A 14,035-nucleotide genomic window follows, 5' to 3' on the forward strand; every position below is an offset into this window, starting at 1 on the left:
TGCGGTGCGGCCTCTCCAGGGTCAACCCTGCCGGTCCCGGGCGGCTTCCGAGGCGCGTCCGTCTCATCCGTCACAGCGGTGCCGGGCGGTGCCGTCCTCGACCCGCACGCCACCCGCCGGTTAGATTGCCCCCGGTCGTCGTCGCGGCGACCACGCGGACGTTCCTCCCCGGCGCGAGGCGACCCTCCGGGGTCGAGGTGCGAGTTCGAGTCTCGTCGTCTGATCTATGAGCAAGGCACTGCGCACCGCCATCGCCGTCGTCGTCGTGGCCCTCGTGGGGACGGTCGGCTTCGTCGTCGGGTCGTCGCGCGACGACGGGCCCGCCGCCCGTTTCGCCGTGGACGTCGCCACGATGCCCGGGGTCGATCGGGTCTCGCTCAACGGCTCCGAGGTGAGCCAGGTGTCGTTCGACCGTGAGGTCGAGGTCGGCGACATCCTCGCCGTGCGTGACCGGCTGGACGACGAGGGCGTCGACGCGGTCATCGACGTGGCGGGAGTGACCGGGCGGTGGGGCGACCTCGAGGCGGTCGCTCCCAGATGATCGCCGTCGCCGAGGTGGTCACCGATCCGGGTCGCGTGCGCGTCCGCGAGGTCGGGGACGCCGTGTGGATCGAGGCGTCCCTGCCCGAGGACGCCACGCCCGCCGACGGTGCGGCGATCGTGCTGCGCATCCTGCAGGAGCTCGCCGACCAGGGTGTGCCCGACCACGTGGAGGTCGTCGGCGCCAACACCCCGGGCGAGCAGCTCGACCTGGTGGCCGTCGGTCCGGACGCCCTGCAGTCGCTCGACGAGACCATCGCCTCCCTCGCCGAGATCGACGCCGCCGCCCCCGCACCCGGCGGCAAGATCGACTGCGAGCAGCCGACGTGCGAGGTCGCCGCGCCCTAGGGCGTGCCACCCCGCTCGGCGCCCACCAGCCAGATCCGGGTGTGCCCGGCCTCGCGTCGTACGACGGCGGCGTGGGCGTCGTACGCGCCCAGCGGTGTAGCGACGACGAACCGTGTCGGCAGCCGCAGCACGCACCGGCCGTCCTCGCCCGGGGCCAGCAGCGCAGCGAACGTGCGCTCAGCCGCCTCGTCGCCCGCCGGGGCGGCCGTGGCGACCTCGGCCCCCAACGCCTCCCGCTCCCCCGGCCCCGCCTCGAGCCGGCGCAGCTCGAAGCGGCCGTCGGGCGTCGCGTCGTACCGCAGCCCACCCACCAGCGAGCCCGCCAGCGCGGCCTCGACGTGCCGGCGCACGAGGGCGACGAGCGCGTACGGCGACCGCGCCAGCTCGTCGAGGCGGCCACTGTCGAGCAGGACCGTCGCCAGGGTCGCGCGGGTGAGCCCGGTGGCGGTCTGGAGGTCGTCGAGCACTGCGCCGACCGACCCGGCGACCGACCCGGCACCCGGCCCCTCGCCCGGCACCGGCGCCTCCTCGGGCACCTCCGCCACGGACCCCGCCCCCGACCACAGCCCCGTCCTCGTCACGCGCACCGCCGCCGCGTCGCGGGGCTCGGCCGCCAGGGCCCGCACCACCTCCGCGACCAGCGCCCCGGTGTCGACCTCGAGCCGGTACGACGTGCGCCGCTCCACGTCCCGCCAGGCGGCGGCCAGGACCGGGCTGACCTCGTCGCCTGCCCTGTCCACCCGAACGGGCCGCCGCCCCGCACCCCGCGGCGCCACCGGGCGCGCCGTGCCGAGGCCGGCCGCGGCGTACTCCTGCTGGAGCCCGCCGGCGAACGCGCCGTACGTCTCCCCCGCCACCACCGTCAGCTCGGCGACCTCGGGGTCGTGCACGCGGCGGCCCTGCTGGTCGACGGGCAGCCGGAGCCCGCGGCCGATCGTCTGGCGGCGCTCGAGCGGCTCGCCCATCTCGCGGAGCACGCAGATGCCGAAGACGTTCGGGTTGTCCCAGCCCTCGCGCAGCGCCGAGTGGCTGAAGAGGAACCGCACGGGCTCGGCCTCGTCGAGCAGCCGCGCCTTGTCGCGCATGATCAGGTCGTAGGCGTCGTCGTCGCGGGCGTGGCCGCGCTCGGTGCTGTCGACGTACGTCGTCGTGCCCTGCACCCGGGTGCGCGCGAAGTAGGCGCGCCGCAGGGTCCGCGGATCGACCGGCGGGATGCCGAGCGCCGCGCTCTCCTCCCGGTGGATCTCGTCGAACCAGCGCGCGAACCGTCCGTCGACCTCGACGCCGTGCTCGTCGTGCGTCACGTAGGAGGCGACCCGGTCGACGAAGAAGAGGCTCAGCACCTTCACCCCGCGGGCCGCCAGGGCGGCCTCCTTGCGCAGGTGCTCGCGCACGGTCTCGCGGATCATCGCGCGCAGCACGGTGTCGTCGGCGCCCCCGAGCACCTCGCCGGCGCGCAGCACGCCGTACCCGCTGAGCTCGACCCACGCCGGCCCGTCCGCGTCCGCGAGGCCGACGTCCACGACCCGACCGAGCGCCGCGTACGCCGGGTTGTGCGTCGCCCGCGCGAGGTCCCGACCACGCGCGACCGTGGCCGGCCGGCGCACCAGGTCGCCCTCCCGGTCGCGGCAGACGAGCTCGAGCCGGGCACGCCAGGGCTCGCGGCGGATGCCGATGAGCCGGGCGTACGGCGGGGGCTCGACGCCCGGCCGGGTGACCTCGGCGACCACGACGTGCTTGACGAGGCCGCGCGCGTGGGCCGCGACGGGGTCGAGGCGGTAGACGACGTGGCGGGAGCGCCGGTGGGTCGCGCTGTAGCGCAGCGTGCAGAGCGGGTCGAGGTCGTCGAGCGCGGAGCGGGAGAGGTCGGACTCCATGTTCTGCGGCTCGTCGACGATCACGACGGGTCGGGTGGCGCGCAGGTGGTCGATCGGGCGGAGGCCGCCGAGCTGGTCGCGCGCCTGCCGCACCACCCGCTGGGCGCGCTCGCCCCGCAGCGAGTCGATCGTCATCACGAGGATCTGCACGGTCGACGTCGTCGCGAACGTGCGCACCCGGTCGGCGGAGTGCCCGGCGTAGACCGACACCTCGAACGGCACGGGGTGCAGGGCCTCGAGGTGGCGGCGCAGCAGGCGCACGCTGCCGAGCACCGTCTCGCGCACCGCCACCCCCGGCACGAGCACGACGAACTTGGTGAGGCCGTGCCGCTCGGCCAGCGCGAGGATCGTGCGGAGGTAGACGTAGGTCTTGCCGGTGCCCGTCTCCATCTCGACGTCGACGTCGAGGCCCGGCCCGCTCCCCAGGTCGGTGACCGGCAGGCCGTGGCGCTCCTGCACCGACCGCAGGTGGCGGGCCAGCAGGTCGCCGTCGAGCCGCAGGTGGTTGCCGACGGCGCCGATCTCCCGGGCGAGGTCAGGGGTCTCCGCGGGGCTCACCCGCGGCTGGCCCGCGAAGAGGTCGACCACGGCCGCCACCGCGTCGCGCTGGTGGGGCTGGTCGGGGTCGAACGCGAAGTCCCTCACCGTGGGCTCACGCGGTCCGCAGCACGACGCCGCGCGCCCGGCACAGCTGCACGAGGCTGGTGCGCACGGTGTCGTCGACGAGCACGGCCTCCGCGACGAGCAGCCGCTCCGGACCGGCGGCCACCGCCGCCTCGAGCTGCGCCAGGGACGGGGCGGCCGGCCCGACGTACGCGAGCAGCCGCCCTTCGTCGACCGACGACCACGAGATGCCCGCGAGGTCGACGGGCTCGGCGCGCACGGTCAGCGGGTAGCCCCACCGCAGCAGCGCCGTGGTCAGCAGGTCGTCGGGCTGTCCGGGTACGGCGGCCGCCCCGCTCCGCAGGGCCTCGAGCTCACGCCGTACGGCGTCCTCCCCCGCGCCCGGCGCGGGTGCGGGTCCGGGGACGAGCTCGAAGGTCCGGTAGCCGACGTCGAGCGCCCGCCCACCCGTGGTCTCGGCCCGCAGCTGCTCCCCCGCGAGGTCGATCCGCCGGCGTCCGACCTCGGTGAGCGTGGCGAACCCCGCCGCCCTGGCCTCCGAGTCCGGCGGCGTGGGCGCGGGCAGCTGCACCTGGACGTGGCGTCGGGTGCCGCCGTCCTCGGCGTTGAGCTGCATCACCGCGTGGGCGGTCGTGCCCGACCCGGAGAAGAAGTCGAGCACCAGCGACCCGTCGGGCGGCGCGAACTGCCGCAGCATGCGCCCGACGAGGCTCACCGGCTTGGGGCTCTCGAAGTAGGCGCCGCCCATGAGCGCGGCCAGCGCGGAGGTGGCCGTGGAGGTGTAGCCCGCGTCGTCCCACCAGGTGGTGTCCGTACGGCGCCGCGCCCGAGCCTGGTCGAGGTAGTACTTGCGCAGCAGCGTGCCCCCGCGCCGCACGACCTCCCCCGCGGCGTGCAGCTCGGCCATGCGCTCGCGGGAGTAGCGGAAGTGGCCGGTGACGCCGAGGAACTCGTAGTGCGGATTGCCCTTGCGGGCGCCGCCCGGCCCGTCGACCGGCACGAGGCGGTAGGGCCCGCGCTCGTCCGCGGCGTCGAACCCCGTGAGGTCGGGCTCGAGCCCGATGGTGTGGCGGCCGGCGAGCAGCCGCTCGTAGTCCTTCGCGTAGACGAGCACGGTGTGGTGGCTCGCCGAGATCACGCGGTCGTTCGACACCGAGCCGCGCGCCTTGTGGGCGATGGCCGCGACGAACCCCGCCTCCCCGAAGATCTCGTCGCACAGCTGCCGCAGGTGGGCCTGCTCGTGGTCGTCGATGGAGACCAGCAGCACCCCGTCGTCGGCCAGCAGGTCGCGGGCGAGCCGCAGCCGCGGATGCATCATCGACAGCCACCGGCTGTGGAACCGCCCGTCGGCCTCCGGGTTGGTGCGCAGGCGCCGCCCGTCGGCGTCGGCCTGGCCGGTCTGCCCGAGGTACGACGTCAGCGGGTCGGTGAAGTCGTCGGCGTACACGAAGTCGCGCCCCGTGTTGTACGGCGGATCGACGTAGATCATCTTCACCGCGCCGAGATAGGCCGTGCGCAGCAGCTTGAGCACCTCGAGGTTGTCGCCCTCGACGTACGCGTGCTGCGTCGTCGCCGCGTCCTTGCTGTGCTCCGGCACCTCGCGCAGCGTTGCGGTCGTGGGCTCCTGAGCCGCGCGTACGGCGCGACGCCGCCCCGGCCAGGTGAGGCCGAAACGCTCGGGGGCGCCGGGTTCGTCGGCTGCCTCCCCCAGGAGGTCGTGGAGCCGGGAGAGGTCGATGCGGCCGTCGGCGACCACCTCGGGGGCCAGGTCGGTGATGCGGCGGACGAGCTCGTCCCGGAGCTCAGCGCGGAGGTCGGGCGTGGCGTGCGGGCCCTCGACGTCGTCGGTCACCGGGCGCCTCGCACGGGTGCAGCCTAGGCGGGTGGGGCGTTGGGGGCAGGGTGTGCGGAGCTGACTCTCGGGAGATCGCCGAAGGGAGCTTGGCGTCGTGGGAGGCCGATGACCGCAGCGATCACTGTCTCGGCTTTGTCGGAGTTACGCGGTCGGAATGGTGACAGTAGTTGCGCTGTAGTCGTCCAGATCGTAGAGATCAAAATTGATGGTGCCGCCGATGGTTGCAGGTGCGGGAAAGCTGATGAAAACAGTTGCAGTCGAGTCGGCACCTAATTCACTCGGCGTGGTCGCGTCGAGCATCCCGAGTTGACGGCCGGACGGGTCACGATAGGTAGCGCTGTACAGGCCGGTGACGTCCATTCCAGACGAGGCAGAGGCGGCACTGAGGGCGACGAAAAAGTTCCCGGAGACTGGGGATTGGTACGCATAGAGCAACTCGAAGGTGCCCTGGTTGCCTGCCTCGATGACCGTGCCGTTGCCCGCGACCAGCAGTTCGTCGATCGGCTGCCCGTTGATCGAGAAGTTCACAACGACGCCGTCCGCACCTTCAATCTCTGTCCACTCGACGCAGACCGCGTCGTCACCTGCGTACGGCTCGCATCCTTCATATCCGTCGTCAGTTCGCTCGCTCTCCAGCGCCTCTGCCCCAGGCATCCCGGCATCCAGGAGCGCGTTGGCCTGAGACAGCAGGTACTCCAGGTAGACACGAGCAACTGAGCCCTCCCCCGTCAGCTCCCTCGCGCTCTCAAGGTCGCGCAGACCTCCCCCCGCTAGCGCCTCGAAGAGCTGATCGAGGTCGTCGGAGTCGGGGAGATCCGACGCCGGCTCTGACTCGGTGGTCTCCACGGCGACGGGCTCGGCGGCTGACTCAGTGCTCTCGGCGACCTTCGCCTTCGCGTCATCGTCTGCGGGCGTCACTGGGGCGTCGTCGGAGCAACCCATGAGTAGCCCTGCAAGTGCAATGGTGACAACGATGGATCGCGTGAACCTGAAGTACATGGGGTGACCATAAATGCGTGCCAATAGTTTCCGCTCAGGAATGAAGAAACCCCGACCAGGATCACACCAACAGCTCCGCTAATGTTGCAACCTTCCCGCGGCCACTCCCCGCTCGACTGATGTCGGACGCCGAAACCTCCTAGTGGCGATGCGCCGACTCCGACACTGTCCTAACACAGCGATCGCGATGTCCATGCGGCGAAAAGGTCGAGGGGTCGTGACGGTAGAAGCCGCGCGGACCCCGAGTTCATCGGGAGAGGTCTGCCGCCGATCGTGTCAACGCGGCACGATTGAATGAAACAAAGGTGCGCAGATTCGCCCAAGATGCCTCGTCTCAGCGCTGGCCTGAGCGACACTGACGAGGTGAATGGGGCAGCCACCGCGACGGCCGAGGGCGCCATCCGCATTGCCGGTATCGAGTCGGTGCCCGAGACGTGGGTTCAGGAAGTCATCGTCCTAGGCGACAAGAACCGCAACCGACTTGGCCCCATGCCGTACGCCGGGTTCCGTGAGGCAGCGGCAAAAGGCAACATCGTCCTGGCGATCCGCACACACGACGACGGGACAGAAGCCCTCGCCGGCTACTGCCTGTACGCGCCGACCGTGCGCGCGGACCGGTACGCCCGCATCGCGCATCTCTGTGTTGCCCAGGGCGAACGTGGTCAGGGGATCCCAGCGCGACTCGTCGACGCAGTCATGGAACGGTGCTCGGACCGTCTCGGGCTGCGATTGAAGTGCCGCGACGACTGGGAAGCTGCCGCGAAGTGGCCGTCTCTCGGGTTCGAGCCCGTCCGCCGGCGAACAGGGCGCGGCAAGACAAACAAGCCTATGACGGAGTGGGTCCGGCACAACGACGACGCCACGACGCTCCTATCGCTTCCGAGTGCGGACCCAGAGCACCTTTTAGTCGCAGTGGACTGCAATGTCTTCTGCGATCTGTTCGGCACCTCCCCGAAGCGAAAGCATCGGTTCTCAGGAACGGTCGCGGTCCTTGCAGCGTCGGAGCAGATTCGACTTGCGCGACCGTTCTCACTAACTGGTGAGCTGAACAGGACGACTGACCTTCGTGAACGCGATGCGCTCCTCCACACCGCTGCAGCCAGCGGGTTGAAGCTTCTGAAGGGCGACTCGGCTGCGGTGGAGGAGCTTCGCGACGAGCTCTTCGCCGGCGTCCCGAACAACATCCTCGCAACCGATGACAGCCTTGAGACCGACGCAACCCTCCTCGCCGAGGCCATCCTCGGCGGCGCCGACGTATTCGTCACCCGCGATCAGAACGCTGTCACCTACCTTGGCCCGACCGCAGCTAAAGGTCGCGACTTTACGGTGCTGTATCCCGACGAGTTGCCCGCGTTCATCGACCGTCGCGCCGACGCCGCCGGCTACCTTCCCACCCAACTGCACCAGACCGGATATCAGGTCACCCGCGGTGACGCAGCGACATGGAACCCCGAACGGCGCATGGAACTGCTGGAGAAGGAGTCCGGCGAGACGAAGCCCGAGTTCCGTGCCCGCATCAGGGCGAGTGCTGAGAGGTCAGTCGGGACAGATGACCGCCAGGTCATGTTCACCCCCGACGGCGACGTCCTCGCTATCTGGGCTGCCCACGACATTGGAACCGTCCTCGATGTGCCACTTCTGCGCATCCAGCGTGGACCGCTGCTCCCCACCATCGCCCGGCAGCTATCGCGAGCGATGCGACGCCGGGCTGCCGATAACGGGCTAACGACCGTCCGTCTGGCCGACACCCAAGCTCACGTCACCATCCGGGCCGAACTGCAGCGCGATGGATTCTCCCCGGGCCCAAACGGCCTCCTGACCGCGACTGTTCTGACGACCGTGGGCACCTGGGAGCAGGTCAAGGCCGCGGCACATGCCGTACCCGAAACCGGCGTCGCACTCCCAGCGCACCTCGGCTCTACTGCAGAAGCGTCCGAGTACGAACGGGTCCTGTGGCCGGCCAAGGTGCTCCACCCCGACCTGCCGACCTTCTTCATCCCCATCCGGGGAGTGTTCGCGGACGACCTCCTCGGCCACATGCCGACCCTTCTCGCACGCCCAGACTCCCTCGGGTTGTCCCGCGAACACGTCTACTACAAGAGCGGCAACACCCGGCCCCCATCACCCGGCCGCATCCTCTGGTACTCGAGCCGACGCGACAAGGAAGTGGTCGCCTGCTCACGACTCGTCGAGAGTGTCACCGGAACCCCTGAGGTCCTCCACCGTGAGTTCTCCAACATTGGCGTCCTCACCCTCGACCAAGTCCGCGGAGTGAAGAACAAGCAGGGCAAAGTCACCGCACTGCGGTTCGCGGACACCGAGATCTTGAAGCGGCCCCTGCCGCTCGCGCGGGTCCAAAGTCTGTCGGTGGGCACTGTTAACTTGACTATCCAGTCGCCGGTCCCGGTCGACCCAGCGACGTTCAAGCAACTGTACGAGGAGGGGATGCGCTCATGAAGATCCCCAGAGCCGCTCAGGAGGCCGTCAAGGTCCTTGAAGCGGGCATACGAGCCGCCGCCGGCGCGCCCACCCAGATCCGGAGGGCGAACGGGCCACACAGTTCGCGGACTGGAGTTGGAGAGACAGGCAACGGACGCGCCCTCTTCATCTCCGTCAAACCTCGATACGCCGACGCGATCCTTCAGGGCCGCAAGACAGTCGAACTCCGACGAACCCGCCCCAACCTCCCTGACGGGTCTCTCGTCTTCTTGTACTCCTCCACCCCCACACGAGCCGTCGTCGGCTGGGCTCGACTCATCGGCGTCCGCGAAGGCACACCCCTCGAGATCTGGGACGAGTACGGCCACGCGGCCGCCATCGACGCACCCGACTACGAAATCTACTTCGACGGAGCCGAACAAGCCTTCGCCCTTGAACTCGATTGCGTCGTCATCGCCGCCCAGCAAGTTCCGCTCAGCGTCATCCGGTCCATCGGCATCCAGCCACCCCAGAGCTGGCGCTACGTCCCTGCCGACGTCACGACCCAGATTCAAGAGTCCGCACTCGCCTGACTCTGCGACTGGAGGAGGCATCTGAGAGCGCTGGAGCCGTTGACGACAGAGGCTGTCCTGGTCCATGTCCTTCGGCAGACCAGGACAGAGTGCGAGTCAGCCGATTCCTGGTCCCCGGTCGCGACCCATCTCCGACGCATCATTCGGGTGGCTTGCGACTGACCAGCCCTCCGACACAGGACGTCGGCGGCGAACGGCTTGTCAGTCTCCAACGGGATTGCCGACTGCGAGTGCCACTGCTTGTTCAACGGGACTCCCCTACCGCAAGGTTCGACCCCTAGACGCCGATACCTCGCCTAGAGTCCAGTCGTGGCCTACGCGGGACTCGGTCCGGAACTCACATGCGCGATGGATCGCTCGTCTGCGTCGGTAGCACAACGGTTCCTGGTGCAAGCAGTACTTCAAGGAATCGAGCACGACTCGCAAGTGACCAAGTTCGCCGCCTACCGCCCGGGACTATTACCTGCGGTCGAACAAGCATCACGGGCCATGCGGTCATTCACATCGATCGCTCAACCCCAGCACGAGTTGGTGATGAGGCTGTGCCGATCTGCGCAGATTGCAGCTGATCGAGCCGTCGAACTCGGGCCGCCGGCCCCAGCGACGAAAGAATTGGCGGCAGCCCTGACCCTGGCTCAAAGACTGTCAGTCGAGGACGGACACCGGTCGGCGTTCGTGAGCGTTGCCAAGGATCTCGAATCGCAGCTACTCATGCTCAACAGATACCTGCGAAACCTGTTCCGGCTGGCGTGGCGAAAGGTCGCAAACAATGAGTCGGATTGGAATCTTCTTGAGTACGCCGTCGACGAGTTGGTTTGCGCGGTCGCTGCAACTAACCGGGATCGTCGGACCCTCGAGCAAGAGCTCGCCGGCCTGTTCGACGGGTCGCATATACGGGAGGAGACGGTTCTGGCATGCTTTCTACCGCCCACGCGTCCATTTCATTACGCCTGCATCATCCAAGGAGCCTCGACTCTGCAGCACCTGAGCACGCTGGCAATCAGCGCACAATTGCTGACCGGTCCCCACGCAGGATCGCTTCCCTGGGGTCCGGCCAACAGACAGTTGAGGCGGTGGCTGGACCGCGAGTTTCGACCCGGTCCGAGGGTGGCCGTGACTCTGCGGGTGGACGCATGTGATCGCACAAGTGCCGCGAGACTTGGTCGCCGCACACTCGTCGAGTTGCTTGACCAGTACGTGGCCGGGCATCGGACCGTCTCACTTCGGTTGGAAGAAGGAGGGATTACCTGCGAGGTCGGTAGCAGCAAAGCCGCCAATTACGTACCTCTTTCGCGATCCGTGCACAGCGCCTACCCGCTGATCCAGAAATGGCCGAATGGACTCCGGCAACCACTGCGAATGACACATCTTTCCCGAATCGCTGAGTCGCCCCTGGTTGCCACACTCCTCGCGTGGTCGGCAATCGAAGCTACGGGCGTTAGCGCTCAAGACAGAAACCAGTTGGCGCGCGCGCTCTCACTACAAGCGTTGAGGCAGTCGATCGTGGATTCTCTCTCACCGCTCAGACACGACCTCAGGTCGCGACAGTCATGGTGGTCATCACGGATCAAGAATTGCAACGCCCAACTCGAACGACTCGCAGCCGCCATAGATCAACTAACTTCCGACCACACTGGCGCCGACAAAATTGACGCGTCGTATGCGCAGACTGATGAGCAGTTGACGGGCGCCCGAATCTGGCAGGCCCAACTAGGACCAGCAGTTTCGGCTCTCGATGAAATCGAGAAGCGATGCGGGATAGATGAGCACGGCCACGTCAGGCACCTCAATGTCTGGATCGATGCACTCATGCCGCGGCACCGAAGGGAACTTTCAGAGGTCACTGAGGTGCGCAACTTGATCGAAGTTCTGATTCCGCACCTGACCCCTTTAACGCGCCGCGGCCTGAGGAGCTGGAGACGTCGACTCAGCAGCGCGCAGGAACTAGCGGATTGGCTCGAAGCGAGCCACTCGCAGATGACATACCTGCTCGACTCTATCTACGCCGCTCGGAACCTGACCGCCCATGCTGGAGTGTTCTCAGCCCCAGGAGATACCGTGCTCGGCCAAGGAGCCGTAATGGTGGCCGACATGACGCTCGAGTTTCTAGGAAACTGGTATCGCCATGAGGGCGCCGCGCCAGGAGAAATGCAAATGCCGATCCACATAATCGCCCAACTCTCCAACAGGCAAGTCGATCTCATCAACTCACTGCGATCAACACAGGGCCCCGCCTACAAACTAAATGCAGAATGGTTGACGAGTTCGAGTTCGCCAACCGCTTGGGATCGAGAATGAGCGGTCTGAACATCGACTCAGTAGGTGGGGGGCGTCCTGCCAGTTAGACCACACGAGCAAGAAGTGCTCGAGACCGGGATCGAACCGGCACCTCCCCCAAGCGAGGTGACGCGGTCACGAGCCGCCGGACTCCGGAAGTCATCCCTCTCTGCGAAAGTTTACCCCTCAAGGCGCGCCGGAACAGTGGTTCACCCAAAACCGACCGGCGGCTTGCACCCATGCTGTCGGGCGGAGTGCAGAATGTTGGCAAGTTGCGCGCTCCGTTACCTCGTTGCCCGAGCAGAATGAACTGCGGGGTCGACTCCAAGTGAGCCACATCGTGCCTACATGCGGCGTGCGTCTGTCAGCCGGCCGCCTACAGGCTTCACCCGACCGCACCGTCCTGCCCGATGACTGGTACTGAGGGGCATGACGACGCCGGTCGGGTAGCCCTCACATGGATAAGTGCCTTGCCGTCGCCGAGTTGGAGGCGCCCGGCCACGTGGAACGTGGAAGCCACCTACCGATGAGGTATGTCCGCTCGCACCGCACCCCGGGACGGGTTGAGTACGCCTTGCCGCCGCTGGCTGCACAGTCCGCGCACCGAGTTGACTCGATCTCGCTGCGGGGCTGCGTCCGGAAGAACAGGCGCACGCTTCGGAGCGGCGTTCCGCGAAAGCCAACTTGAACCCGCACGCGACAGAGGTCGACCGCTCATCGTGGGAGTTGCGGACGCGCGGGCCCCACAGTGGCGCGGTCACTTAGCGGGGCCGACAGGTCGCTTAGTGCCTCGATGAGCGCGTCGGCCCAATCATCGATAGCTCGCTGATAGTCAATGACAGCCTGTTCATCACTCAGATTCTCAAACGGGCGATCCCCTTGGGCGACCGGCCCATGACGGATCCAGTTTCGCAGTTCCCAAACAGCCTCGTAGTAGTTGTGGACGGCATCTGCGACCGGAGATCCGCGAAGTGCATGGGACAGGTAGAGCGCATGGCGAAGTGGCCACAGCTCGTAACGGCCGCTTCGGGCCTTACTTCGCGAGTGCACTGCCGCATCGCGGACACTAGCGACCTCCAGCAGGAGCGTGTCAGCGGTCTCGCGCACGGCGTCACGATGCTGCCGGCGGTCGATGAGGTGTTGAGCCAAAAGCACACCGATCAGGACAGTGACGGCGCTGAGTAAGCCACCGAATAGAGAGCTCCAAAGCCCATCCCAGCCGTTCGCAATCAGCGCCATGGCGTCATGGCGTCACCGTGTCCGAAGTGTTTCCGCGCGTCAATGCTTGAAGCGGAACTGGGTCGTAGAGCAGGGGCGCGATGCGATTGCTAGCACCAAGACGTCTCGATCCTGCGTCTTTCCGCCACATAGGTCGCAGTGCCGTACTTACACGGAGTAGCCCCGTAGCCATAGGGGCGCACGCGCGTCGCCTTCGTGTCGGGCGTCTAGACCGACAACCTGCTGGCGCTCCTCGTGACGCGCCCGCCCTTGTTCTCGAGGAACACGATCTCGCCGAACTCCACGTTCGACCAGCCGGACTCGTCCTCCGTCAGGGGCTCGGAGGCGAACATGGCGACCGTGGCCTCGTCCTCGTCGCACGCTTCGAAGTCGTACGACGCCTCATCGCTCGGAACGTGGCGACCCATCATCATGTACATCGGCTCCAGGAGCATCGAGAGGGCGTAGTCGTCCGTCCCCGGCCCGGACTCGCGCAGCTTCTTCCACTCACCGGCCGGGTTGGTCTCACCCTGGTGCCCGAGACCGACATTGACCCCGATTATCCGGTTCGGCGACACCAGGGCCATCTTCATCTTGGTCAGGGCCGGCAGACCGAGGTCCGCCATCGCCTGGGCGATGAGCCCGACCATCGTCTCGACCGCACGCTGGACGTCCTCGTCGCGGTCACCTTCGAGCAGGGAGAGCAGGAGCACGTAGAGGAACTCCGTGTCGGTCGTCCCCCGCATCTGCTTCAGGTACCTGTCCTCGCAGTGCTGCAGCAGCTCCCTCTGCAGGGGCATCCAGCCCGGCATGTCGCCGTTCTGCGCCAGGATCCAGGGCGTCCCCTCGAAGGAGAACGGGTGGCAGTTCTCGTCGACGATGACGGCCGCCGAATCGTACGCGGCAGCGCGCACGTGGCCGAGCATCGTGCTCGCCTGCAGGCTCGGAATGATGCGGGTGGCGTTGTCGTCGTAGAAGGCAGCCATGGGCCGGCGGTAGAGCAGGGGATCCTCCGGCTTGAGCAGGTGCTCGCTCCAGATACCGAATCCCCACCCAGCCAGGTGCAGATCCGGGTAGTGCTCAGGGTCGAGGGCCTGGTTGACGAGGCTGTTCGACGGCGTGAGCAGCAGGTCCTTGAGCGGGATCTCGGGACCGATGTAGGCGAGCACTCGGCACATAGTTCTTCTTTCGACGCTGGGGCTTCCTCGTGGGAGGAGTCCACGAACGTCGCACCCTACGGGCCGCGGATCTGCTCGTGAGGACGGCCCGGCGAGGACGTCGCGGGG

Annotated in this window: 10 protein-coding genes; 5 read left to right on the forward strand and 5 right to left on the reverse strand. The window is 67.6% G+C overall.

Annotated elements, in window-relative coordinates; translation table 11 throughout:
• Positions 1 to 226: 226 nt before the first annotated feature.
• Positions 227 to 541 (forward strand): hypothetical protein, encoded by a 315-nt coding sequence (locus K329_RS0102395; protein WP_028471807.1) that lies wholly within the window; start codon positions 227 to 229, stop codon positions 539 to 541.
• A complete protein-coding gene (locus K329_RS0102400) occupies positions 538 to 888 on the forward strand; it encodes a hypothetical protein (protein ID WP_028471808.1) in 351 nt (116 codons plus the stop codon). Before K329_RS0102395 ends, K329_RS0102400 begins: the two co-directional genes overlap by 4 nt.
• Here K329_RS0102400 and K329_RS24090 read toward each other — a convergent pair.
• The 3 genes from K329_RS24090 to K329_RS0102415 all read right to left on the reverse strand — a co-directional run bounded on the left by K329_RS24090 (position 885) and on the right by K329_RS0102415 (position 6,243).
• Entirely contained in the window at positions 885 to 3,410 is a 2,526-nt protein-coding gene (locus tag K329_RS24090; RefSeq protein WP_052336271.1) for a DEAD/DEAH box helicase family protein, read from the reverse strand. The two genes, K329_RS0102400 and K329_RS24090, sit on opposite strands and share 4 nt — an antisense overlap.
• A 7-nt stretch (positions 3,411 to 3,417) precedes the next feature.
• Positions 3,418 to 5,241 (reverse strand): site-specific DNA-methyltransferase, encoded by a 1,824-nt coding sequence (locus K329_RS0102410; RefSeq protein WP_028471809.1) that lies wholly within the window; start codon positions 5,239 to 5,241, stop codon positions 3,418 to 3,420.
• 144 nt (positions 5,242 to 5,385) lie between these two features.
• Entirely contained in the window at positions 5,386 to 6,243 is an 858-nt protein-coding gene (locus tag K329_RS0102415) for a hypothetical protein (RefSeq protein WP_028471810.1), read from the reverse strand.
• Between the two features lie 324 nt (positions 6,244 to 6,567).
• Here K329_RS0102415 and K329_RS0102420 point away from each other — a divergent pair, with 324 nt between their 5' ends.
• From K329_RS0102420 to K329_RS30635, 3 genes are all read left to right on the forward strand, one after another.
• A complete protein-coding gene (locus K329_RS0102420) occupies positions 6,568 to 8,700 on the forward strand; it encodes a GNAT family N-acetyltransferase (RefSeq protein WP_028471811.1) in 2,133 nt (710 codons plus the stop codon).
• Entirely contained in the window at positions 8,697 to 9,254 is a 558-nt protein-coding gene (locus K329_RS24095) for an ASCH domain-containing protein (RefSeq protein WP_052336272.1), read from the forward strand. The genes K329_RS0102420 and K329_RS24095 overlap by 4 nt, the downstream gene beginning before the upstream one ends.
• Before the next feature lie 309 nt (positions 9,255 to 9,563).
• A complete protein-coding gene (locus K329_RS30635) occupies positions 9,564 to 11,552 on the forward strand; it encodes a hypothetical protein (protein ID WP_157571527.1) in 1,989 nt (662 codons plus the stop codon).
• 693 nt (positions 11,553 to 12,245) lie between these two features.
• Here the strand turns inward: K329_RS30635 and K329_RS30640 are convergent.
• Complete coding sequence (locus K329_RS30640; RefSeq protein ID WP_157571528.1) at positions 12,246 to 12,770, reverse strand: hypothetical protein; 525 nt, start codon at positions 12,768 to 12,770, stop codon at positions 12,246 to 12,248.
• Positions 12,771 to 12,976: 206 nt separating this feature from the next.
• Entirely contained in the window at positions 12,977 to 13,918 is a 942-nt protein-coding gene (locus K329_RS0102435; RefSeq protein WP_211225712.1) for a class II glutamine amidotransferase, read from the reverse strand.
• Positions 13,919 to 14,035 lie beyond the last annotated feature (117 nt).

Origin of the sequence: Nocardioides alkalitolerans DSM 16699 (genome assembly GCF_000426525.1) — a bacterium.
Lineage (GTDB): Bacteria > Actinomycetota > Actinomycetes > Propionibacteriales > Nocardioidaceae > Nocardioides > Nocardioides alkalitolerans.

Excerpts from the sequence above, each read along its gene's own strand:
- K329_RS0102395 (WP_028471807.1), top strand. The coding sequence starts at position 227 with ATGAGCAAGGCACTGCGCACCGCCATCGCCGTCGTCGTCGTGGCCCTC.
- K329_RS0102400 (WP_028471808.1), top strand. The coding sequence starts at position 538 with ATGATCGCCGTCGCCGAGGTGGTCACCGATCCGGGTCGCGTGCGCGTC.
- K329_RS24095 (WP_052336272.1), top strand. The coding sequence starts at position 8,697 with ATGAAGATCCCCAGAGCCGCTCAGGAGGCCGTCAAGGTCCTTGAAGCG.
- K329_RS0102415 (WP_028471810.1), bottom strand. The coding sequence starts at position 6,243 with ATGTACTTCAGGTTCACGCGATCCATCGTTGTCACCATTGCACTTGCA.
- K329_RS0102420 (WP_028471811.1), top strand. The coding sequence starts at position 6,568 with ATGCCTCGTCTCAGCGCTGGCCTGAGCGACACTGACGAGGTGAATGGG.
- K329_RS30640 (WP_157571528.1), bottom strand. The coding sequence starts at position 12,770 with ATGGCGCTGATTGCGAACGGCTGGGATGGGCTTTGGAGCTCTCTATTC.